At 70.5% G+C, this 22714-nt stretch carries 17 protein-coding genes; 8 read left to right on the top strand and 9 right to left on the bottom strand.

Features of this window, described 5'->3' with window-relative positions; translation table 11 throughout:
• Nucleotides 1–113: 113 nt before the first annotated feature.
• From ACWCQ1_RS34450 to ACWCQ1_RS34435, 4 genes are all read right to left on the bottom strand, one after another.
• The gene (locus ACWCQ1_RS34450) at nucleotides 114–1136 is read right to left on the bottom strand and encodes a TolB family protein (RefSeq protein WP_358607908.1); all 1023 of its coding nucleotides are present in this window, start codon (nucleotides 1134–1136) and stop codon (nucleotides 114–116) included.
• A gap of 115 nt (nucleotides 1137–1251) precedes the next feature.
• On the bottom strand, nucleotides 1252–2523 hold the full coding sequence (locus ACWCQ1_RS34445; protein WP_358607910.1) for an MFS transporter: 1272 nt from the start codon (nucleotides 2521–2523) through the stop codon (nucleotides 1252–1254).
• Between the two features lies 1 nt (nucleotide 2524).
• A complete protein-coding gene (locus ACWCQ1_RS34440) occupies nucleotides 2525–3427 on the bottom strand; it encodes an alkaline phosphatase family protein (RefSeq protein WP_358607913.1) in 903 nt (300 codons plus the stop codon).
• A gap of 110 nt (nucleotides 3428–3537) precedes the next feature.
• Entirely contained in the window at nucleotides 3538–3978 is a 441-nt protein-coding gene (locus ACWCQ1_RS34435; RefSeq protein WP_133042993.1) for a VOC family protein, read from the bottom strand.
• A gap of 209 nt (nucleotides 3979–4187) precedes the next feature.
• Here ACWCQ1_RS34435 and ACWCQ1_RS34430 point away from each other — a divergent pair, with 209 nt between their 5' ends.
• The gene (locus ACWCQ1_RS34430) at nucleotides 4188–7190 is read left to right on the top strand and encodes a bifunctional [glutamine synthetase] adenylyltransferase/[glutamine synthetase]-adenylyl-L-tyrosine phosphorylase (RefSeq protein WP_358607919.1); all 3003 of its coding nucleotides are present in this window, start codon (nucleotides 4188–4190) and stop codon (nucleotides 7188–7190) included.
• A gap of 35 nt (nucleotides 7191–7225) precedes the next feature.
• Here the strand turns inward: ACWCQ1_RS34430 and ACWCQ1_RS34425 are convergent, their stop codons facing one another.
• Complete coding sequence (locus ACWCQ1_RS34425; protein WP_358607922.1) at nucleotides 7226–7840, bottom strand: TetR/AcrR family transcriptional regulator; 615 nt, start codon at nucleotides 7838–7840, stop codon at nucleotides 7226–7228.
• Between the two features lie 166 nt (nucleotides 7841–8006).
• Between ACWCQ1_RS34425 and ACWCQ1_RS34420 the strand changes: the two genes are divergently transcribed.
• Both ACWCQ1_RS34420 and ACWCQ1_RS34415 read left to right on the top strand, forming a co-directional pair.
• The gene (locus ACWCQ1_RS34420) at nucleotides 8007–9485 is read left to right on the top strand and encodes an APC family permease (protein ID WP_451028146.1); all 1479 of its coding nucleotides are present in this window, start codon (nucleotides 8007–8009) and stop codon (nucleotides 9483–9485) included.
• Nucleotides 9486–9514: 29 nt separating this feature from the next.
• Nucleotides 9515–11083, top strand: a complete 1569-nt coding sequence (locus tag ACWCQ1_RS34415) for an amidohydrolase (protein WP_451028145.1) — start codon at nucleotides 9515–9517, stop codon at nucleotides 11081–11083.
• A 223-nt stretch (nucleotides 11084–11306) separates the two neighbouring features.
• Here the strand turns inward: ACWCQ1_RS34415 and ACWCQ1_RS34410 are convergent, their stop codons facing one another.
• Both ACWCQ1_RS34410 and ACWCQ1_RS34405 read right to left on the bottom strand, forming a co-directional pair.
• Nucleotides 11307–12173 (bottom strand): phosphatase PAP2 family protein, encoded by an 867-nt coding sequence (locus tag ACWCQ1_RS34410; RefSeq protein WP_451028144.1) that lies wholly within the window; start codon nucleotides 12171–12173, stop codon nucleotides 11307–11309.
• 131 nt (nucleotides 12174–12304) lie between these two features.
• The gene (locus ACWCQ1_RS34405) at nucleotides 12305–13339 is read right to left on the bottom strand and encodes a LacI family DNA-binding transcriptional regulator (protein WP_358607933.1); all 1035 of its coding nucleotides are present in this window, start codon (nucleotides 13337–13339) and stop codon (nucleotides 12305–12307) included.
• Between the two features lie 337 nt (nucleotides 13340–13676).
• On the opposite strand from ACWCQ1_RS34405, the gene ACWCQ1_RS34400 reads away from it, so the two are divergent.
• From ACWCQ1_RS34400 to ACWCQ1_RS34385, 4 genes are all read left to right on the top strand, one after another.
• Nucleotides 13677–14951 (top strand): extracellular solute-binding protein, encoded by a 1275-nt coding sequence (locus ACWCQ1_RS34400; protein WP_133042986.1) that lies wholly within the window; start codon nucleotides 13677–13679, stop codon nucleotides 14949–14951.
• 100 nt (nucleotides 14952–15051) lie between these two features.
• Nucleotides 15052–16002 (top strand): carbohydrate ABC transporter permease, encoded by a 951-nt coding sequence (locus tag ACWCQ1_RS34395; protein WP_358607937.1) that lies wholly within the window; start codon nucleotides 15052–15054, stop codon nucleotides 16000–16002.
• Nucleotides 16003–16015: 13 nt separating this feature from the next.
• Nucleotides 16016–16924, top strand: coding sequence for a sugar ABC transporter permease (locus tag ACWCQ1_RS34390; RefSeq protein ID WP_208783595.1), 909 nt, complete (start codon nucleotides 16016–16018; stop codon nucleotides 16922–16924).
• Nucleotides 16925–17091: 167 nt separating this feature from the next.
• On the top strand, nucleotides 17092–18768 hold the full coding sequence (locus ACWCQ1_RS34385; protein WP_133043100.1) for a glycoside hydrolase family 13 protein: 1677 nt from the start codon (nucleotides 17092–17094) through the stop codon (nucleotides 18766–18768).
• Between the two features lie 18 nt (nucleotides 18769–18786).
• Here the strand turns inward: ACWCQ1_RS34385 and ACWCQ1_RS34380 are convergent, their stop codons facing one another.
• The gene (locus ACWCQ1_RS34380; RefSeq protein WP_358607940.1) at nucleotides 18787–19635 is read right to left on the bottom strand and encodes a LysR family transcriptional regulator; all 849 of its coding nucleotides are present in this window, start codon (nucleotides 19633–19635) and stop codon (nucleotides 18787–18789) included.
• Between the two features lie 104 nt (nucleotides 19636–19739).
• On the opposite strand from ACWCQ1_RS34380, the gene ACWCQ1_RS34375 reads away from it, so the two are divergent.
• Nucleotides 19740–20465: an SDR family oxidoreductase gene (locus ACWCQ1_RS34375; RefSeq protein ID WP_358607943.1), complete on the top strand. Its 726-nt coding sequence runs from the start codon at nucleotides 19740–19742 to the stop codon at nucleotides 20463–20465.
• A gap of 48 nt (nucleotides 20466–20513) precedes the next feature.
• On the opposite strand, the gene ACWCQ1_RS34370 is transcribed toward ACWCQ1_RS34375, so the two are convergent.
• Nucleotides 20514–22586: a carbohydrate-binding module family 20 domain-containing protein gene (locus ACWCQ1_RS34370; protein ID WP_451028143.1), complete on the bottom strand. Its 2073-nt coding sequence runs from the start codon at nucleotides 22584–22586 to the stop codon at nucleotides 20514–20516.
• Nucleotides 22587–22714 lie beyond the last annotated feature (128 nt).

The raw sequence follows: 22714 nt of genomic DNA, 5'->3' as shown, positions 1-22714 counted from the left end.
GTCGATCGTCATCCGGTGACGGCGTCGTTGTTCCCGAGGCTGACGACCAGTACGTTCGGCTCGTGAGCGCGGCAGCGCGACCCGCTGCGTGATCCGGTGGGTCCGCGAGAGGATCACTGCGTCAGGTAGGCGGGAGACACCGCTGCCGTGCTGATGCGTTCGGGCTTGCCCGTGCCGTCCGCCGGGATCGCGTACAGGTCCGCTCCGTAGTCGCCCGGGAGGGCGTAGACCAGGGTGTGGTTGTCGCGCCAGACTGCCTGGTCGTCCACGCTTCGGGGCTCCGCGAGCGGGGTTTCGTGCATCGTGCGGAGGTCGAGGACGTACAGGCGCCAAGGGGCGTCCTTCGGGAGGTCCTTGACTCGTTTCTTGTAGGCGATGCGGGTGCCGTCGGGGGAGAGGGACGGGCATTCGACGTTCTGGTGAAGCGTGGTGACCGTTCGGGTGTGGAGGTCTCCCCGGACCAGGTAGGTGCTGCCACCCGTCGCCAACGTCGCGTAGAACGTGCGGTCGTCGCCTGCGAACGTCACGCCCCAGAAGTTGACGTCCGGGGCGTGGTAGACGTGGCCGTCCTTCAGGATGCGGTACGCCTCCAAGGACGAGGTCAGCTTCCCCGTGCGGACGTCCACGATCGCCGCTCGTGTGGAGAAGTTCGTGCCGGCGTACGAGTCGCCGCCCACGAAGGCCGTCCACGCGGCGAAGTGACCCGTCGGGGAGACGCGGGCGCGGGACGGGATGCCGGGGACGTCGTAGTGGGCCCGGGTGCGCAGGTGCGCGTCCAGGATCAGCGCGCGGTACGTGTCCGAGACCGGGCCGTGGACCGCCTGCAGGCACACTCCCGTGCCCGAAGCGGCGTAGAAGCGCAGGCACTTGACGCCCGAGGCGGTGCGGGGGCCCGAGGGGTCGGACGCCGGGACCGTGGTCAGTTCGTCGCGGTGCGGGCCCCACGCCATGTTGCGGAAGACCATGCGGCCGGGGGCCGTGAGTGTGACCGTCCCCGAGGTCACGCGCGGGCCGCCCGGCTGGGCCCGGTCCCGGCGTTCCGAGCGGGCGGAGGCGTGCAGGACCGACGCCACGGCCACCGCCGCCAGGGTGATCACGGCCGCCAGGAGGATCAGGACGCGGTTGCGGATGGTCATCAGGCGTACTCCCGAGCCGCGGGACGGAGGAAGGCGAAGGCCAGGGATACGGCCGTGCACCACAGCAACGCCGCCGTCGACGCGGGCAGTGTCATACCCTCGCTTCCCGGTGTCATCAGGCGTTCTCCCGTGCCGCCGGACGGAGAAAGGCCAGGGACACCGCCGCGCACAGCAGCAGCGCCGCCGTCGACGCGAGCAGTGCCGTGCGGTCGCCCCACAGGGACCAGGCCGCGCCGAACCCCAGTGAGCAGGCGAAACGGGCCAGTGCCTGACCCGTCTGCACCACCGCGAGGCCCGACGAGCGCAGCGCCTCCGGCACGTTGTCCGAGGCCGCCGCCATCAGCACACCGTCGGTCGCCGCGTAGAAGGTGCCGTGCAGGAGCAGCACCGCGTACGGCAGGAACGTGCCGTGCCAGGAGGTGAGCAGGAGGGCGTAGGCGAGCAGCAGGGCGCCGTGGCCGGCCAGGAAGACCCGCCGGCTGCCCACCCGGTCGGCCAGCCGGCCCAGCGGCACCGCCAGCAGCAGGAACGCCGCCGCCGTGCCGAGGGGGAGGAGCGCGAACCAGCGGTCGGGGACGCCGAGACGGCGTTGCAGGAGCAGGTAGACGAAGGAGTCGCTCACCGTCGCCAGGCCCAGTAGCAGCGCGCAGACGGTGATGCGGCGGACGTCCCGGTGGCGGAGCAGTCCGACCGCGGCGCGCAGCGTGGGGCGTACGGCCGCCTCGATCGCCGGCGCGGACGACGATCCCGGCACGAACAGCACCAGGACCAGCACCCCGGCCACCGCCACGCAGAAGCTCACCGTGAACACCGCGTCGTAGCCGTCCACCGTGGCCCGCAGGATCAGGAACGCCGCCAGCGGGCCGAGCAGCGCGCCGGCCGTGTCCATCGCGCGGTGCACACCGAAGGCGCGGCCCCGGGTCTCGGGCGTGGAGGACAGGGAGATCAGCGCGTCGCGCGGGGCCGTACGCAGCCCCTTGCCCGTGCGGTCGGCGGCCAGGACCAGGCCGATGGGGGTGAGGGAGTGGGCCAGCAGCAGGAGGGGCTTGCAGAGGGCCGAGATGCCGTAACCGAGGCCCGCCACCCACTTGTGGCGGCCGCCGCCCCGGTCGGCCAGATGGCCGCCGGCCAGGCGTACGAGCGCCGAGAAGCCGTTGTAGATGCCGTCCAGGAGCCCGAAGCCCAGCGGGGACAGGCCCAGGCCCGCCACCAGGTACAGGGGGAGGACGGCCGTCACCATCTCCGAGGAGACGTCCGTGATCAGGCTGACCGTGCCGAGCGCGAGGACGGTGGGCGCGACCGCGGCACGGCGCCGCCCGGCCGGTGTGGGCCGGGCGGCGCCCTCCGCGGACGCCGGCTTGCTCGCGCGGCTGTCCGCTACGTACACCTCAGGACGCCCAGATGCCGGTGATGTCCTTGGCGGAGGCCGCGTTGCCCGCGTGCGCGGACAGGCCCTGGGTGTCCTCCAGGGTGCGCAGCAGGTCGTAGTGGTTGTAGGTGGTGGAGGAGGACGAACCCGCGGTGACCGGCTGGCCGTACAGGACCGTCGGGATGCGGTTGCCGGAGAGGCGGTTGTCCTCGTCGAAGGTGATGACGAGGAGGCTGTTGTGGGTCTTGGCCCAGGTGGCGTAGCCGCCCAGGTTGTTCTTCAGCCAGGTGTCACCGGTGGACACCGAGCAGTCGTGCATGTCGCTGCACAGGTTGGGGGTGACGAAGGAGATCTGCGGCAGCGTCGAGTAGTCCGTGGGGAACTGCGCGAACGTCTTCGCGCTGGAGGTCGGCACGTTCTTGAAGCCGAACCACGGGTTGTGCTTCTGCGCGTAGTTGCCGCTGCTGCACGTGGTCGAGCCCTGGCTGGGCAGCGACTCGTTGTAGCTGGCCCAGGTGCGGCCCGCGGCGATCGCCTCGGAGGCCAGGTTGGCGGCGGAGGAGAAGCCCGGGGTGACGCAGCTGTCGTCGGTGACGCCCTGGGTGGAGCCGGAGAACAGCGCGTAGTAGTTCGGCTGGCTCGGGTGGGTGATCGCGTACGACTGGGTCAGATTGGCGCCGCCGGTCTTGAGCGAGTTGATGTACGGGGCGCTGGAGGAGCCGATGACCTGGCTGTAGGCGTGGTTCTCCATGACCACGACGACCACGTGGTCCGGGGTCGGCACGGCCGAGGCCGCGGACGAGGAACCGCCGAGGCCGGTCCACAGGCCGACGGCCGCGGCCGTGAAGGCGACCGCGGACGCGAGCGCGGCCCGGCCACGGCGGGCCCGGGGACGGGCAGGACTTGCGGTACTGCCGGACACATCAACCTCCGGAGGGGGGAAGGGCGGGGCTGGCGGTGCGGACAGAGCATGCACACGCCAACATTCCCATGGCCCACGTGGCCCAACCCGGTGGGTGAAGAGCGGGTGAACTACTGCCGCTCGGCCGCCAGCTGGGCCAGCACCTGGTGGAGCGGCTCGGTGGCCCGGCGCCGGTACTCCTGGATCGCCCAGCCGTTGCCGTCGGGGTCCTTGAAGTACATGAAGGTGGCCCCGTCCTGCGGCGCGAACTGCTGCGGCTCGGTCACCTCGAGGCCGCGCGCGGTCAGCTCGTCGTACGCCGCCTTGGCGTCCGTCACGCACAGCTGCATGCCGTGGTACGTGCCCGGCCGGGGCGTCCCCGTCGGCACCTGCAGGCCGTCCACCAGCGCGATCGAACAGCCCGAGCCGGGCGGCGTGAGCTGCACGATCCGCACGCCCTCCATCACCTCGCCGTCGAGATCCACATGGAAGCCGACCTTGTCCCGGTAGAACTCCTTCGCCCGGTCCACGTCGGAGACGGGCAGCAGGATCACTTCGAGACTCATGTCCATGGAACGACTCCTTCGTCGAACGTCGGTCGAACGTCGGTCGTGCGTCTGCCGTGACGGCTCCCTTCTACCGAAGCCCATATCGCCGGGAGGCGCCACAGGATTGCGCGGAGCGCCCAGCGCGAGAACTCGGCGCCGCACGCCCGGGGGCCTGTGTCAGTGGCTCCGGTTAGGCTCTGGCCAGTACGAATCTGATCCGAGGGAGGTCTGGGATGACGGCGCCGGGGCGCAGGAGCAGTACCTTCACTCGGCTGCTGCGGCACGGCTTCACCGACCCCTCCGCCGCCGAGCGGCTCCTGGACAGCGCCGAACTCATGCCCGTGCGCAACGACCCGGTGCTGCTGGACGCCCTGGGCGCCACCGCCGACCCCGACCTCGCGCTGCACGGTCTTGTACGACTGCTCGAAGCGCAGCCCGCTCCCACGGCGCGCCGTGAGCTGCTCGATACCCTGATAGCGGCCAAGCCGCTCCGGGACCGGCTGCTCGGCGTCCTCGGCGCCTCAGCCGCGCTCGCCGACCACCTCACCCGGCACCCGCGCGACTGGCACGCGCTGGTCACCTACGAACCGCGGGACCTGCACCCGGGGGTCGAGGAGTTCGAGCGCGGCCTCGCGGAGGCGACCGACCCGGTGTCGCTGCGCGTCGCCTACCGCCGCTGTCTGCTGTCCATCGCCGCCCGGGACGTGTGCGGCACCACCGACGTCGCCGAGACGGCCGCCGAGCTCGCCGACCTCGCCACCGCCACTCTGCGCGCCGCGCTCGCCATCGCCCGCGCCGCCGCCCCCGACGACGCCGCGCTGTGCCGCCTCGCGGTCATCGCGATGGGCAAGTGCGGCGGCCATGAACTCAACTACGTCTCCGACGTCGACGTCATCTTCGTCGGGGAGGCCGTCGAGGGAGCCGACGAGGGCAAGGCACTGCGGTCCGCCACCAGGCTGGCCTCGCACATGATGCGGGTGTGCTCGGAGACCACCGTCGAGGGCTCCATCTGGCCCGTCGACGCCAACCTGCGCCCCGAGGGCCGCAACGGCCCCCTGGTGCGCACCCTCTCCAGCCACCTCGCCTACTACCAGCGCTGGGCCAAGACCTGGGAGTTCCAGGCCCTGCTCAAGGCCCGCCCGGTGGCCGGCGACACCGAGCTCGGCGAGGCGTACGTCGCCGCCCTCGAACCCCTCGTCTGGCAGGCCGCCGAGCGGGAGAACTTCGTCGCCGACGTGCAGAAGATGCGCCGCCGGGTGGTGGAGAACATCCCGGCCGCCGAGGTCGACCGCGAGCTGAAGCTCGGCCCCGGCGGCCTCAGGGACGTCGAATTCGCCGTCCAGCTGCTGCAGTTGGTGCACGGACGGGCGGACACGTCACTCAGGAGCGGCACGACCCTCGACGCGCTCCAGGCGCTGGCGGCGGGCGGATATGTCGGCCGGGAGGACGCCGTCCAGCTCGACGACGCCTACCGCTTCCTGCGCTCCATGGAACACCGCATCCAGCTCTACCGGCTGCGCCGCACCCACCTGGTCCCCGAGGACGAGACCGACCAGCGCCGCCTCGGCCGCTCCCTGGGGCTGCGCACCGACCCGGTCGTCGCCCTGAACCGCGAATGGCGCCGGCACGCAGCGGTCGTACGACGGCTGCACGAGAAGCTCTTCTACCGGCCGCTCCTCGACGCGGTCGCCCAACTCGCGCCGGGAGAAGCCCGGTTGAGCCCCAAGGCGGCCCGCGAGCGGCTGGTCGCGCTCGGGTACGCCGACCCGGCGGCCGCGCTGCGCCACCTGGAGGCGCTGGCCTCCGGGGTCACCCGCAAGGCCGCCATCCAGCGCACCCTGCTGCCCGTTCTGCTCGGCTGGTTCGCGGACTCCGCCGACCCGGACGCCGGCCTGCTCAACTTCCGCAAGGTGTCGGACGCGTTGGGCAAGACCCCCTGGTATCTGCGCCTGCTGCGGGACGAGGGCGCCGCCGCCGAGAACCTCGCGCGCGTGCTGTCCGCCGGACGGCTCGCTCCCGACCTGCTGATGCGGGCGCCGGAGGCGGTCGCGCTGCTCGGGGACGGGGACGGCGGCGGGGGGCTGGAGCCGCGCGGGCGGGACCATCTGGAGCAGGAGATACTCGCCGCGGTCGGCCGCGCGGACGGCGCGGCCCAGGGCGTCACGGCGGCCCGCGGTGTCCGCCGCCGCGAGCTGTTCCGTACCGCCGCCGCCGACATCGTCGGCTCCTACGGCACCGAGACACAGCCCGCCGAGGCCGACCAGGGCGCCCTGGTGGACCGGGTCGGCGGCGCGATCTCCGACCTGACGGCGGCCACCCTCGCGGGCACCCTGCGCGCGGTGGTGCGATGGGGAGGTTGGGGGGACACCCTGCCCACCCGGTTCGCGATCATCGGCATGGGCCGCTTCGGCGGCCACGAACTGGGCTACGGCTCCGACGCGGACGTCCTCTTCGTGCACGAGCCGCGCGAGGGCGTGGAGGAGCGGGAGGCCTCCGACGCGGCGAACAGGGTGGTCTCCGAGATGCGAAGGCTGCTGCAGATCCCGAGCGCGGACCCGCCGCTGCTGATCGACGCCGACCTGCGGCCCGAGGGCAAGTCGGGGCCGATGGTGCGCACACTCAAGTCCTACGAGGCGTACTACCGCCGGTGGTCGCTGGTATGGGAGTCACAGGCGCTGCTGCGGGCCGAACCGGTGGCCGGGGACGAGGAGTTGGGGCGGCGGTTCATCGAGCTGATCGATCCGCTGCGGTACCCGGCTGGCGGGCTCGGCGACGACGCCGTCCGGGAGATCCGGCGGCTGAAGGCCCGTATGGAGTCGGAGCGGCTGCCGCGAGGCGCCGACCCGAAGCTGCACACCAAGCTGGGACCGGGCGGGCTGTCCGACGTGGAGTGGACCGTGCAGCTGCTGCAACTCCAGTACGGGCGGGCCGAGTCGGGGCTGCGGACGACCCGGACGCGGGAGGCGCTCGCCGCCGCGCGCGAGGCGGGGCTCATCTCGCCGGAGGACGCGTCCATCCTCGATGAGGCGTGGGTACTGGCCACGCGGGTGCGCAACGCGGTGATGCTGGTGCGCGGGAGAGCCGCCGACACGTTTCCCTCCGGGGGGCGGGAACTGGCCGCCGTGGGGCGGTACTTGGGGTACGCGGACGGGCATGTGGGGGACATGCTGGACGCGTACCGGCGTACGGCGCGGAGGGCTCGGGGGGTTGTGGACACGCTGTTCTACGGGGCGTAGGGCTGAGTTGTCTGCGGGGCGTAGGGCTGCGTTATTTACGGGGCGTAGGCCCGGTGCAGTGCCCGTGCGTGACTGAGGTAGCCGGCCAACCCCACCTCGAACGCCCGGTCCGCCCGGCCCTCGCCCACCGCGGCCAACGCCTGGGCCAGCTTCGGGGTCGGCACCTCCTCCGTCAGCTCCCACATCGTCTCCGGTGCCGCCAGGTCCAGGGCCGAGCCCAGGATCAGGTTCTCCAGGGCGATCAGCAGGGGCATCACCTCGGCCGCGGCGAAGCCCGCGTCCAGCAGAAGGGTGACCGCGCGCTCGTACTGCTCCAGGACCCGGGGCGCTCGTACGGGTGATGTCATCAGCATCGGGATCGCCCTCGGGTGGGCGGCGAAGGCGGCGCGGTAGGAGCGGGCCCAGGCCTCCAGAGCCGTGTCCCACGGCGTCACGTCCAGCGTCCCCGGGTCGATCGCGGAGGCGACCCGTTCGCGCAGCAGCTCCACGATGCCGTCCCGGCCGTCCACATGGTGATACACCGAGCCGGTCTGCGCGCCCAGCCGCTTCGCGATCTGCGGCACGCTGAAGTCGCCCTGTTCGTCCACGAGTTCCAGCGCCGTGGTGGTGATGCGCTCACGGTCGAGGAGCGGTGTGCGCGGCCGTCCCATGTCTGTGTTCCCCCTGGAGGTCTTCCCGGATGCCCAGGAGGAGGCTACATTGCCGAAACCGAAAGCCTTTAGATTTACGGGCCCGGACCACGACGTGCTCCGGGAACGCCGGCCACCCCGCACGCCCGGAACCCTCCCCGTCCGCCGCGCTCGAAGGGCTTCGCCCATGTCCGTCACCACCCCCGATGCCTCCGCGGAGAGCACGCCACCCGGCACCACGACGCTCCGCTCCGGCTCCCTCGGCACCGCCGACATCGCGTTCTTCGTGGTGTCCGCCGCCGCCCCGCTCACCGTCATGGCAGGCGTCGCCCCGCTCGCGATCCTGCTCGGCGGCATCGGCGCCCCCGCCGGCTATCTCATCGCCGGCATCACGCTCGCCGTCTTCGCCGTCGGCTTCACCACCATGAGCCGGCACGTGAAGAGCGGTGGCGCCTTCTACGCCTACATCACCCGCGGCCTCGGCCCCGCCGTCGGCATCGGCGCCGCCCTGCTCGCCCTGATCGGCTACAACGGCATGGAGATCGGCGTCTACGGCCTCCTCGCCTCCGCCACCAAGGACACCCTGCACGCCCTCTTCGGCACCGACGTCCCCTGGCTGCCGATCTCCCTCGCCGGACTGCTCGTCATCGGCTACGGCGGCTTCCGCTCGATCGACTTCGGCGCCAAGGTGCTGGGCGTGCTCCTGGCGGCCGAGACCGGCATCCTGGTGCTGCTGGCCGGCGGAGTGCTGGTCAAGGGCGGTGCGCACGGCCTGTCCGGCGCCTCCTTCGCCCCGGGACACGTACTCGTCTCCGGTACGGCGGTGGTCCTGGCCTTCGCCTTCGCCGCGTTCACCGGCTTCGAGTCGACCGTCATCTACCGCCGCGAGGCCCGCGATCCTAACCGCACCATCCCGCGCGCCACCTACGTGGCCATCGCCTTCCTCGGCCTCTTCTACGCCTTCATGGTCTGGATCGTCATCCAGGCCTTCGGCAACGGCCAGGTCATCGCGGCGGCCGCCAAGGACCCCGGCGGGCTGTTCTTCTCCGCCATCACCACGTATGTCGGTTCCTGGGCGGCCGACCTGATGCACGTCTTCATCGTCACGAGTGTCATCGCCTCGCTGCTCGCCTTCCACAACGCGATCAACCGGTACGCCCTCGCGCTCGCCGAGGAGGGCGTCCTGCCGAGGGCGCTGGGCCGTGTCCACCCCCGGCACCGCTCTCCGTATGTCGCCGGGATCGTCCAGACCGTCCTCGGCGCGGTCGTGGTCGTGGCCTTCTGGGCGGCGCACGCCGACCCGTACCAGCAGCTGCTGCTGTGGGTGAACACCCCGGGCATGATCGGCCTGTTCGTCCTCCAGCTCCTCGTCGCGATCGCCGTGCCCTGCTACTTCCGCCGGGTCAGCCACCAGGAGGGCGTCCTGCGCACGGTCGTCGCGCCGGTCCTCGCGGCGGTGCTGCTCGCGACCGCGATAGGGCTCGTCATCACCCACATCGACCTGTTCACCGGCGCCTCCAGCACGGTCAACACGGTCCTGATCGGTACGGCGCCGGCGGTGTTCGTCATGGGGCTGGTTCTCGCGTGGTGGCTGCGTCGGCGGCGGGCGCACGTGTACGTCGCCTTCGCTGCCGAGCCCGCCGAGCCCGACGCGGTTGTTGAATAGTCCTGGCTGACAAAGGAGTTCATCACCTCATGGCCACCCCCGACCTGATCCTCACCGGCGCCAAGGTCCGCACCCTCGACCCCGGCCGACCCCACGCCACCGCCGTCGCCGTGCACGGCGGGGTGATCGTGGCGGTCGGTGACGAGGGGGACGTACGCGAGTGGCGCGGGCCCGGCAGCGAGGTCGTGTCCCTGGACGGGGCGCACCTCGTGCCCGGGCTGGTCGACGCGCACAGTCACCCGGTGTGGGGGCTGGACATGGCGACCGGGGTCGATCTGTCGGGGGTGACGGACCTGGCGGGGCTGCGGGCGGCCCTCGCCGTGGCCGAGCGGACCGACGGGTGGGTCCTGGGCTTCGGCCTCGACCACAACGCGTTCGAGGGGCGGCCCGTCGACCGCGCGCTCGTCGAGGACGTCCTCGGGGGTGCGCCGGCCTTCCTGCGTCTGTACGACGGTCACTCGGCGCTGGTGACCGGTGCGGCGCTCGCGGCGGCCGGTGTGACGGGGCCCCGGGCCTTCGCCCAGCGCTCGGAGGTGGTCTGCGACGCCTCCGGACGGCCCACCGGCCATCTCGTGGAACACGCGGCGATGGATCTCCTGGTCGGCGTCGTGCCCCGGGCGTCTTACGCTGCCCGGCGCTCCCGGTTGGTGGAGCTTCTGTCGGCGATGGCGGCGACCGGGCTGACCGGGGCGCACGTCATGGACGCGGGCGATCCGGAGCTCGTCGAGTCGGTGGCCCGGGAGACCGTGCTGCCGGTCAGGCTGCGGTTCGCCCCGTGGTGCATGCCAGGGGTGTCCGAGGACGGGCTGGAGGAACTGGTCGCGTCGCAGGGGCGCGGCGGGCGGCACTGGCGGGTCGCCGGGGTCAAGTTCTTCATGGACGGCACGGTCGAGGGCGGTACCGCCTGGCTGGAGCACGCGGACTGCCACGGGCAGGGCACGGAGGCGTTGTGGCCGGACCCCGAGGCGTACGGGGCCGCCGTACGGCATCTGCACCGGGCCGGAGTGGGTACGGCCACGCACGCGATCGGGGACGCGGCGGTGGGGCATGTGCTGCGTGTGATGGCGGGGCTGGGGCCCACGGCGTACGGCCGCCATCGCATCGAGCACATCGAGACGGCGCCGGACGCGTTGCTGCCGCGGTTCGCGGAGCTGGGGGTCGCTGCCTCGATGCAGCCGCCGCACACCGGGTACACGCGGGCCGACGGTACGGACGAGTGGTCGCGGCGGCTGGGGGGTGAGCGGGCCGCTCTTGCGTGGCGGCTGCGGGATCTCCGGGATGCGGGCGCCACGCTCGCGTTGGGGTCGGACTGGCCGATCGCGCCGTACGACGTGCGGGCCGTGCTGGCGACCGCGCGGGCGCCGCGGGGGGCGGCGTCGGGGCGGGCGGGGCTGAGCGGGCTGGAGGCGCTGGAAGGGTGCACGAGCCATGCGGCGCGGGCGGCGGGGGAGGCGGGGGTGGCGGGGCGTGTCGCGGTGGGGTACCGCGCCGACCTGACGGCTTTGGGGGTTGATCCCGTGGAGGCGCCTGCGGACGAGGTGGCCCAGGCGCCGGTGCGGCTGACGGTTACCGGGGGGTGTGTGGTGCATCGGGGGTGAGCGTCGATGCCTGCGGCGCCTGTGCGGGTTCGGTGGGGGCGCGCGTAGCGCCTACGTTTGGTGGTGGGTCGGGGCCGGGGCGGGGGGTGTCCGTCCTCGGTCGGGCGGTGCTCTGGGTTATGCGGTGCTGTTTCTTGACGCCCGACACTGCGGGCGGACACCCCCCACCCCGTCCCCTTTCCGCCGTGGGCGAGTGGTCACACCCCCGTCGGCGGCAGTCGGCTCACACCCTCGTCGGTAGCGGTCGGCTCTTCGTGTCGGTCGGGACCGGGACCAGTTGGGGGAGGGAGTACGGCAGTGCGCCGTACCAGAGGCGGGCCACCGTGAAGCCGAAGGTCAGGCAGAGGATGCCGCCCACGGCGTCGAGCCAGAAGTGGTTGGCCGTGGCGACGATGACCATCAGGGTGGCCGCCGGGTACAGCAGGCCGAGGATGCGGACCCAGGGGAGCTTGGCCAGGGCGAAGATCGTCAGGCCGCACCACAGGGACCAGCCGATGTGCATGGACGGCATCGCGGCGTACTGGTTGGACATGTGCTTGAGGTCGCCGGAGGCCATCGAACCCCAGGTCTGGTGGGCCGTGACCGTGTCGATGAAGGTGCTGCCGTTCATCAGGCGGGGCGGGGCGAGGGGGTAGAGGTAGTAGCCGACCAGGGCCACGCCGGTGGTGGCGAAGAGCACCAGTCGGGCCGCCGCGTAGCGGCCCGGGTGGCTGCGGTAGAGCCATACCAGGACGGTCAATGTGACGATGAAGTGCAGGGTGGCGTAGTAGTAGTTCATGCCGACGATCAGCCAAGTCACGGAGTTGACCGCGTGGTTGACCGACTCCTCCACGGCGATGCCCAGGTGGTGCTCGGTCTTCCAGATCCAGTCGGCGTTGCGCAGGGCTTCGTTTCGCTGCTCCGGTACCGCGTTGCGGATGAGTGAGTACGTGTAGTAACTCACCCCGATGAGCAGGATCTCGAACCACAGGCGAGGTCTGCGCGGGGTGCGCAGTCGGCGCAGGAACCGCGGCTTGTCGCGGGCCGTGACGGGGTCCGGAACGGCCGTCTGATCACGGTCTTCCAGACTGGTCACGGTCGAGTCACCCATAGGCACAAAGTCTGCCAGAAATGCGTTCTGTCACCGATCATCCCCCGGTCTGGTCCGGGGCGCATGTTCTACAACACACGGACGTGCGTGCCTACTCCCAGCGCACTGCGGAAAGCGGTGATTTCTCCGCCCTAAGGACGAGTCCGGTCGCCGGGCGCCGAGGCTGTCGAGCCCCGGACCACCAGTTCCGGCATGAAGACGAACTCGCTGTGCGGCGCGGGCGTACCGCCGATCTCCTCCAGCAACGTGCGCACCGCTGCCTGGCCCATCGCCGGCACCGGCTTGCGGATCGTGGTCAGGGGCGGGTCGGTGAAGGCGATCAGCGGGGAGTCGTCGAAGCCCACCACGGAGATGTCCCGCGGTACTTCGAGGCCGTGCTGGCGGGCCGCGCGGATGGCGCCGAGCGCCATCATGTCGCTCGCGCACACGATGGCCGTGCAGTCGCGGGCGATCAGCGCGGTGGTGGCGGCCTGGCCGCCCTCCAGGGTGTAGAGCGAGTGCTGGACGAGGTCGGTCTCCACCTTTTCCGCGGTCAGTCCGAGCTGGTCCTGCATCGCGCGGACGAAGCCCTCGATCTTGCGCTGCACCGGCACGAAACGCTTGGGGCCGAGGGCGAGGCCGATGCGGGTGTGGCCGAGGGAGACGAGGTGGGTCACCGCCAGCGTCATCGCCGCGCGGTCGTCGGGGGAGATGAACGGGGCCTGCACCTTCGGCGAGAAGCCGTCCACGAGGACGTAGGGCACGCCCTGGGCGCGCAGCCGGTCGTAGCGCTCCATGTCGGCGTTGGTGTCGGCGTGCAGCCCGGAGACGTAGATGATGCCGGCCACCCCGCGGTCGACGAGCATCTCCGTCAGCTCGTCCTCGGTGGAGCCGCCGGGGGTCTGGGTGGCGAGCACCGGGGTGTAGCCCTGACGCGTCAGCGCCTGGCCGATCACCTGGGCCAGGGCCGGGAAGATGGGGTTCTCCAGCTCCGGGGTGATCAGGCCCACCAGGCCCTCGCTGCGTTGCCGCAGCCGTACCGGACGCTCGTAGCCGAGCACGTCCAGTGCGGCGAGGACGGACTGGCGGGTGGTGGCGGCGACGCCCGGCTTGCCGTTGAGGACGCGGCTGACGGTCGCTTCGCTCACCCCCGCCTGAGCGGCGATGTCGGCAAGCCGTGTGGTCACGGCACCGGACTGTACCGGCCGTATCGTCATCGCAGTCCCTCTGTTCTGGTCGGTGCACCTTGCCCCGCATGGGGATGATTCCCGTGCCGGAGCCGGATGGCAAGAGCTTGCAGAGTCTTGCACAACCCGGCTCCGGGCCGCTCAGGCCCGCAGATCCGCCTGTAGCCGGGTCTCGTCGGGGTTGATGAGGAGTCACGGCGAGGTAACTTCCGGCATCTCTTGCAGTTTTTTGCTGCAAGGTCTTTCGCGCAGCTTTCATCGCTGTTACGTTCCCTGACGCCCGGCCGCCGCGACGGCGCAGTCGGCAGTAACACGGGCTCACCCTCAAGGAGAACTCATGCGGCGTGGCATAGCGGCCACCGCGCTGGTGGCGTCCCTCGCCCTCGCGGCGACGGCCTGCGGCGGAAGTGACAGCGGCAGCGGCAAGTCGGACGGTCCGGTCACCATCACCTGGTGGGACACCTCCAACGCCACCAATGAGGCACCCACCTACAAGGCCCTGGTCAAGGAGTTCGAGGCCGCCAACAAGGGCATCAAGGTCAACTACGTCAACGTCCCCTTCGACCAGGCGCAGAACAAGTTCGACACCGCCGCCGGCTCCAAGGGCGCCCCCGACGTGCTGCGTTCCGAGGTCGGCTGGACCCCCGCCTTCGCCAAGAAGGGCTACTTCCTGCCGCTGGACGGCACCGAGGCCCTCGCCGACCAGAGCAAGTTCCAGCCCAACCTGGTCAAGCAGGCCCAGTACGAGGGCAAGACCTACGGCGTCCCGCTGGTCACCGACACCCTCGCCCTCGTCTACAACAAGGCCCTGTTCAAGCAGGCCGGCATCACCGACGCCCCCAAGAGCTGGGACGAGCTGAAGGCGGACGCCGCGAAGGTCAAGGACAAGGCGAAGGTCGACGGCTACTGGGGCTCCACCCAGGCCTACTACGCGCAGACCTTCCTCTACGGCGAGGGCACCGACACCGTCGACGCCTCCGCCAAGAAGATCACCGTCGACTCGGACCCCGCGAAGAAGGCCTACGGCACCTGGCTGAGCCTCTTCTCCGGCAAGGGCCTGCACAAGGCGGACACCACCGCCGACGCCTACGCCCACATCCAGGACGCGTTCGTCAACGGCAAGGTCGCCGCGATCATCCAGGGCCCGTGGGAGATCACCAACTTCTACAAGGGCAGCGCCTTCAAGGACAAGTCCAACCTCGGCATCGCCACCGTCCCGGCCGGCTCCAGCGGCAAGGCGGGCGCCCCGACCGGCGGCCACAACCTGTCGGTGTACGCCGGTTCGGACTCCGCGCACCAGAAGGCGGCCCTGAAGTTCGTCAACTTCATGACCTCCGCGAAGTCCCAGACCGAGATCGCGCTGAAGAACTCCACGCTGCCGACGCGTGACGACGCCTACACCACCGAGGTCAAGGCCGACCCGGGCATCGCCGGCTTCCAGACCGTGCTGCCCGCCGCCCAGCCGCGCCCCGCGCTGCCGGAGTACAGCTCCCTGTGGGGTCCGCTGGACACCGAGCTGCCGAAGATCGCCGGCGGCAAGGAGTCCCTGGACAAGGGCCTGAGCAACGCTGAGCTGGCCATCGCCAAGCTGGTGCCGGACTTCAGCAAGTAAGCCCCGCGTGGCCGCCGGATCCCTTGAACATGGGGGAGGGACCCGGCGGCCACCGGCCTGCGCGCCGTACTCCTTGATCCCCTCGAAGGTGCCGAGAACCATGACAGTCGTCGTCCAACGCCTCAAGCGGGGCTACCAGAAGCACTGGTACGCCTACGCGATGATCACCCCCGTGGCCGTCGTGCTCGGCGTCCTCGTGCTGTACCCCCTGGTGTACGGCCTGTATCTGACGCTCACCGACGCCAACAGCCTCAACACCGCGCGCACGATCGGCGTCAACCACATCGACGCCACGTACAGGTTCATCGGGCTCGACAACTACAAGGACATCCTGTTCGGCCCGACCTCCTACGACCGCTTCTGGTCGCACTTCATCTGGACGATCGTCTGGACGGCCCTGTGCGTCGCCCTGCACTACACGATCGGTCTCGGCCTCGCCCTGCTGCTCGACCAGAAGCTGCGTGGCCGCACCTTCTACCGGCTGGTCCTGATCCTGCCCTGGGCCGTGCCGACCTTCGTCACCGTCTTCGGCTGGCGGTTCATGCTCGCGGACGGCGGGATCATCAACTCGTTCCTGCACACGCTCCATCTGCCGACGCCGGACTGGCTGGAGGACACCTTCTGGCAGCGGTTCGCCGCCATCATGGTCAACACCTGGTGCGGTGTCCCGTTCATGATGGTCTCGCTGCTCGGCGGCCTGCAGTCCATCGACACCTCGCTGTACGAGGCCGCCGAGATGGACGGCGCGAGCGCCTGGCAGCGGTTCCGCTTCGTCACTCTTCCGGGTCTGAGGTCGGTCAGCTCCACCGTCGTACTCCTCGGCATCATCTGGACCTTCAACCAGTTCGCGGTGATCTTCCTGCTGTTCGGCAACACGGCCCCCGACGCGCAGATCCTCGTCACCTGGGCGTACTACCTCGGCTTCGGACAGCAGCCGCGCGACTTCGCACAGTCCGCCGCCTACGGCATGCTGCTGCTGGCCATCCTGATCGTCTTCACCTCGTTCTACCGCCGCTGGCTGAACCGCAATGAGCAGCAGCTCGCGATCTGAGGCAGGAGTTTTCATGAGTACGACCACCGTCGAGACCTCCGCCGAGGTGCGCGAGGCCCGCCCCGCAGCGGCCGGGCGGCGCTTCCGGCGCCGCGGCGAGCAGAGCCTGCCCGGGAAGCTCGCCTCGCACGGCATCCTGATCGTCGCCAGCCTGATCGCGCTCTTCCCGATCGTCTGGCTGATCTTCCTCTCGCTCGGCCCGGACAAGGACGACTACCTCCATCCGGGCGGTATCTGGAAGAAGATGACGTTCACCAACTACTCGTTCGTGCTGCGGCACACCGAGTTCTTCGACTGGCTGAAGAGCTCGCTGATCGTCTCGCTGGGTACGACGGTCATCGGCGTGCTGATCGCGGCCACCACCGGGTACGCCGTCTCCCGGATGCGCTTTCCGGGCTACCGGAAGTTCATGTGGGTGCTTCTGCTCACCCAGATGTTCCCGGTGGCCGTACTCATGGTGCCGATGTACCAGATCCTCTCGGACCTCGAGCTCATCGACAGCTACCTTGGACTGATCCTGGTCTACTGCTCGACCGCGGTGCCGTACTGCGCCTGGCTGCTCAAGGGCTACTTCGACACCATCCCGTTCGAGATCGACGAGGCCGGACGCGTCGACGGGCTGACCCCCTTCGGCACGTTCGCGCGACTGATCCTGCCGCTCGCCAAGCCGGGCCTGGCGGTCGCGGCCTTCTACAGCTTCCTCACGGCCTTCGGCGAGGTCGCGTTCGCGTCGACGTTCATGCTGTCCGACACGAAGTACACGTTCGCGGTCGGTCTGCAGACCTTCGTCAGCGAGCACGACGCCCAGCGCAACCTGATGGCCGCGACGGCGGTGCTGATCGCGATACCGGTGTCCGCGTTCTTCTACCTCGTCCAGAAGAACCTGGTGACCGGCCTCACGGCAGGCGGAACGAAGGGCTGAATCGCCGGTTCAGCAGCGCCCCGAAAGGGGCGCGGGGAACTGCGCGACCAGCCACGACGGCGCCGCACCCGAAACCCGAGACGGCCGCGGTGTCCATCCGACCCCGCTGTCACCGCGGCCGTCTCGTCACACCTGACCCCATGACCCTGTTACGTACCAAGGACGCCATGAGCCAGCAGCACACCGCCATCGCCCCGGCACCGCACCCCGCCAAAGCCCAGCGCAGCGACTGGTGGCGGGACGCGGTGATCTATCAGGTCTATCCGCGCAGCTTCGCCGACAGCAACGGTGACGGCATGGGGGATCTGGAAGGCGTACGTTCCCGACTGCCGTACCTGCGCGATCTGGGTGTCGACGCCGTGTGGCTCAGCCCCTTCTACGCCTCCCCGCAGGCCGACGCCGGCTACGACGTCGCCGACTACCGGGCCGTCGACCCCATGTTCGGCAACCTGCTCGACGCGGACGCGCTGATCCGTGACGCGCGGGAGCTGGGTCTGCGGATCATCGTCGACCTGGTGCCCAACCACTCCTCCGACCAGCACGAGTGGTTCAAGCGGGCGCTCAGGGAAGGCCCGGGCTCGCCCCTGCGTGACCGCTACCACTTCCGTCCCGGCAAGGGCGTGAACGGGGAACTTCCGCCCAACGACTGGGAGTCGATCTTCGGCGGCCCGGCCTGGACGCGGGTGACCGAGCCGGACGGCACCCCCGGCGAGTGGTATCTGCACCTCTTCGCCCCCGAGCAGCCCGACTTCAACTGGGAACACCCGGCTGTCGGCGACGAGTTCCGCTCCATCCTGCGCTTCTGGCTGGACATGGGCGTCGACGGCTTCCGCATCGACGTGGCCCACGGCCTCGTGAAGGCGGCGGGTCTGCCCGACCTCGGCTCCCACGACCAGGTCAAACTGCTGGGCAACGATGTCATGCCGTTCTTCGACCAGGACGGTGTGCACGAGATCTACCGCCAGTGGCGGCTGATCCTCGACGAGTACAGCGGTGAGCGGATCTTCGTCGCCGAGGCGTGGACCCCGACCGTCGAGCGCACCGCCAACTACGTCCGCTCCGACGAGCTCCACCAGGCCTTCAACTTCCAGTACCTGGCGACGGCCTGGGACGCGGGCGAACTGCGCGAGGTCATCGACCGCACGCTCGAGGCGATGCGTCCCGTCGGCGCCCCCGCCACCTGGGTCCTGTCGAACCACGACGTCACCCGGCACGCCACCCGCTTCGCCAACCCGCCCGGCCTCGGCACCCAGATCCGGCTGGCCGGCGACCGCGAACTCGGGCTGCGCAGGGCCCGGGCGGCCACACTGCTCATGCTCGCGCTGCCCGGCTCGGCCTACGTCTACCAGGGCGAGGAGCTCGGTCTGCCGGACGTCGTCGACCTCCCGGACGAGGTGCGCCAGGACCCGGCGTACTTCCGGGGCGCCGGCCAGGACGGCTTCCGTGACGGCTGCCGGGTGCCGATCCCGTGGACGCGCACGGGATCGTCGTACGGCTTCGGCGGCGGCGGGAGTTGGCTGCCGCAGCCGGCCGGCTGGGGCGAGCTGAGCGTGGAGGCGCAGACGGGGACGCCGGGTTCGACGCTGGAGCTGTACCGCGCCGCCTTCGCCGTCCGCCGTGACCACCCCGACCTCGGCGCCGGTGACTCGGTGGAGTGGCTTCGTGCCCCCGAGGGCGTACTCGCCTTCCGGCGCGGGGAGTTCGTGTGCGTCGCCAACACGGGCGGGGAGTCGGTGACCACTCCGGCGTACGGCCGTGTCCTGCTGGCCAGCGGTGAGGTGACCGAGGCGGACGGCGAGACGAAGGTGCCGGCGGACACGACGGTGTGGTTCACGGCGGACTGATGGCACATGCAGAGCTGGTCAGAGCCGGGTCGCGGCTCTGACCAGGCCGGCGACGGCTCGGGAGCGGCTGTGCGGGGGCCAGGCGATCACCGTCGTGACCGCCGGCGCGTCCACCACCGGCACGGCCGCCAGGCCGTCCGGCAGCTGGGCCCGGCTCGACTCCGGCGCGATCCAGCAGGTGCGGCCCAGCGCGATCAGCTGGAGCAACTGGGCGTGGTCCCGGGCCCGTGGTCCGGGACCGTCCGGGTACGTCCCGTCGCGCTCGGGCCAGCGGGGCAGCGGCAGGTCGGGCAGCTCGGTGACCTCGGCCGTCCGTACCTCGGTCCGGGCGGCCAGGGGGTGTCCGGCCGGCAGGATCACCACCTGTTCCTCCGTGCGGAGCGCCTCGGTGTCGAAGCCGGACGTGGTGTCGAACGGCAGATGCAGCAGCGCCACGTCGGCCCGGCCGTCGCGCAGCATGCCCTCCTGCTCGCCGATCCCGCACAGCAGCAGATCGACCGCGACGGCGTCGGGTTCGGCGGCGTAGGCGTCGAGCAGTTTCGCCAGCAGCTCGCTGGAGGCGCCGGCCTTGGTGGCGAGGACCACGCCGGGGCGGCCGGTCGCCGCGAGTGCGGCGCGCCGGGTGCGGCGCTCGGCGGCCTCCACCGCGTCCAGCGCCGCCCGGGCCTCCCGCAACAGCACCGCACCGGCCTCGGTCAGGGTGACCGCACGGCTGGTCCGCTGCAAAAGCGTGGCGCCGAGGCGCCGTTCGAGCAGGCCGATCGCCCGTGACAGCGGGGGCTGGGCCATCCCGAGCCGCGCGGCGGCCCTGCCGAAGTGCAGCTCCTCCGCGACGGCGACGAAGTACCGCAGCTCACGCGTCTCCACACCGCCAGCGTACTCGGCCGCACCTGGATCGATACCCGGGCGGTATCGCCGCCCACCCGATCGGTGTTGGCCCGCGCCCATGGGGCTCGACCAGGCTCGACGGTATGAGCGAACAGACGATCGCGCTGGTGACCGGCGCGAACAAGGGCATTGGATACGAGATCGCGGCGGGCCTGGGTGCCCTGGGCTGGCAGCTCGGGGTCGGCGCCCGGGACGAGGAGCGGCGCGAGAGCGCCGTGGCGAAGCTGCGGGCGGCCGGCGTGGACGCGTTCGGGGTACCGCTCGACGTGACCGACGACGCGAGCGTGGCCGAGGCGGCGAAGCTGGTCGAGGACCGCGCCGGACGCCTGGACGTGCTGGTCAACAACGCGGGCATCACCGGCGGCATGGAGCAGTCGCCGACCACGGTCGACGTGGCGACGGTACGGGCGGCGGTGGAGACCAACGTGCTCGGCGTCATCCGCGTCACCAACGCGATGCTGCCGCTGCTGCGTCGCTCGCCGTCGCCGCGGATCGTCAACATGTCCAGCAGCGTCGGCTCCCTCACCCGGCAGACCACGCCCGGGATCGACCTGGGTCCGATCGCCGTCGCCTATGCGCCGTCGAAGACCTTCCTCAACGCGGTGACCGTGCAGTACGCCAAGGAGCTGAGCGACACGGACATCCTGATCAACGCGGGCTGTCCCGGCTACTGCGCGACCGACCTCAACGGCTTCCATGGCGTCCGCACGCCGCAGCAGGGAGCCTCGATCGCGATCCTGCTCGCCACCCTGCCCGACGGCGGCCCGAGCGGCGGCTTCTTCGAGGACGCGGGGGAGGTGCCCTGGTGATGTCGGAGGGGGTGCGACCACTGATGGCGCGGTCGCACCCCTTGCCCGTCACTTCCAGGTGTCGCTCGTGGAGTACCCCGACGAACTGCCCGTCGTGAACGAGCGGTTGGTGCCGGACTCCCAGGTCACGTTCCCGGAGCCGTCCTTCTTGATGTACTTGTACGTGAAGGCCGTGCTCTTGGGGACGATCACCAGCTTGCTCCACGTCGGGTACGAGGCCGACGACAACGGGATCGCGTCGCTCGTGTTCCAGGAGCCGAGGGAGGCGATGGAGCCGACGACGTAGACGTTGGTGCCCCAGTCGGTCGTCGCCGTCTCGTGGAAGGTGACGTCGGTGGCGTCCGTGTCCGCCACGTTCCAGGAGTTGTTCAGGGAGACCGCCGAGGACGTGGTCGTGGCGGACCTGTTGGCGTTCGACTCCCAGGTGACGTTCCCCGAGCCGTCCTTCTTCAGGTACTTGAAGGTGAAGGACGTGTTGATCGGCACGCTCACCTCGCCCGACCAGACCGGGTAGCCGGAGGAGGACAGTGGGATCGCCTTCGAGGTGTCCCAGCCGCCGAGCGCCGGGATGGAGCCGACGACGTACACGCTCGTGCCGGACGTCGTGGGCGCGTACTCGTTGAAGGTGGCCTCGACCGTGGAGCCGGAGGAGCCGCCGCCGGTGTCGTCGCAGCCCACCGTGCAGGTGTAGGAGGCGTTGTAGAAGGCGACCGCGCTCTTGGCGGGGATGGTGATCGAGGCGCTGCCGCCCGACACCGTCACCTTGGTCGCGCCGCCGTCGATCACGTTGGCGTACGTGCCGTCCGCCATGCCGGTGGTGAAGGTGTAAGTGGCCGATGACGAGCCGTTGTTGAGGGCGAAGAAACCCGCGCCGGAGCGGCCGAAGCCGATGACGGTGGAGGACTTGGTCTGCCAGTTGGAGACGGCCGCCTTGTCGGCCGCGTTGTGCCAGGCCACCATGCCGACCACCGCGGTGTCCCGGTCCAGGCAGTACCAGGAGCCGCTCGCGCAGTCCGTGTTCGTCACGAAGCCCGAGGCGTTCGGCGGGGCCTGGTCGCTCTGCGTCCACTCCCAGCTGGCGTACACGGTCGGCGTCGACCACTTGTAGGCCAGCTGGAAGAGGTTGGCGAGCTTGTAGGTGTCCCCGTCCTTGTAGGACAGGTGCAGGCCGTTGCGCTCGGTGTCGTGGTTGGTCACGAAGGACACCGAGCCGGCGGCCGGCAGGATGCCGCTGCTCTCGATCGACGCCAGGTCGCTGACGTTGCCCTGGAAGGCCGACTTCAGCTTGCTCGCGTAGGTGAAGTCGAGGACGTCACCGGAGGCGTAGTAGTCCGCCGGCTGCGGGGTCGAGCCCGGGTAGACCTCCTGGAAGACGTACGGCGCCGTCCCGGACGTCGTGTTCGTCAGCTTCGACTCGATCGCCGCCAGGTCGGCCTCGGGGATGTGCTTGGCCGCGTCCACGCGGAAGCCGTCGACGCCCAGGGCGAGCTGGGAGTTGAGGTAGTCGGCGATGCCGGTGCGGACGTGGTCGGAGCCGGTCCGCAGGTCGGGCAGGCCGAGCAGTTCGCAGTTCTGGACCTGGGTGAGGTTCGCGTAGTCCTGGATGGTCAGGTCGGAGGTGGGGCAGTCCGAGGAGTCGTGGTAGTCGGCGCGGTCCCATGCCGGGGTGTCGTACTTGCCGCTGATCGTCGTGCCGTTGTAGCCGGTGCCGGTCTGGGCGGCGGTGTGGTTGATCACCGCGTCCGTGTAGACCTTGACGCCGGCCTTGTGGCAGGTGCTCACCATCGACGCGAACTTCGCCGCCGTCCCGAAGCGGCTGTTCAGGTCGTAGGAGTAGGGCTGGTAGACGTCCCACCAGTAGTAGCTGGACTGCTTGAGGGACTCCGCGGGGGGCGCCACCTGCACCGCGCCGTAGCCCGCGGGGCCCAGCACATGGGTGCACTCGGAGGCGATGGAGTCCCAGTTCCATTCCCAGAGGTTGGCGATGACGTCGTCCTTGGCGGTGGTGTCCGCGTGCGCGTCGGCGGCGGGCAGCGCCATGGCGCCCGCGAGGGCCAGCGTGCCGGCGGCCACGGCAGTCGCCGTGCGCCGGAAGACACCTGGGGGGTGGTGTCTGTTCATGTGCGGCTCCGATGAGGGGTGTTTGGGTTTCAACCAGTGGTGAGAGTGGGGCAGTTGATAAGGGCACGTCAAGATTGGCGTTGAAACTTCTTGCTATGAGTTTCAAGACTCTTGCTGTAAACCTTTCG

It is taken from the genome of Streptomyces sp. NPDC002144 (assembly GCF_053593695.1).
The sequence above is the reverse complement of the archived record's forward strand: the minus strand, read 5'-3'. Positions and strand labels throughout refer to the sequence as shown.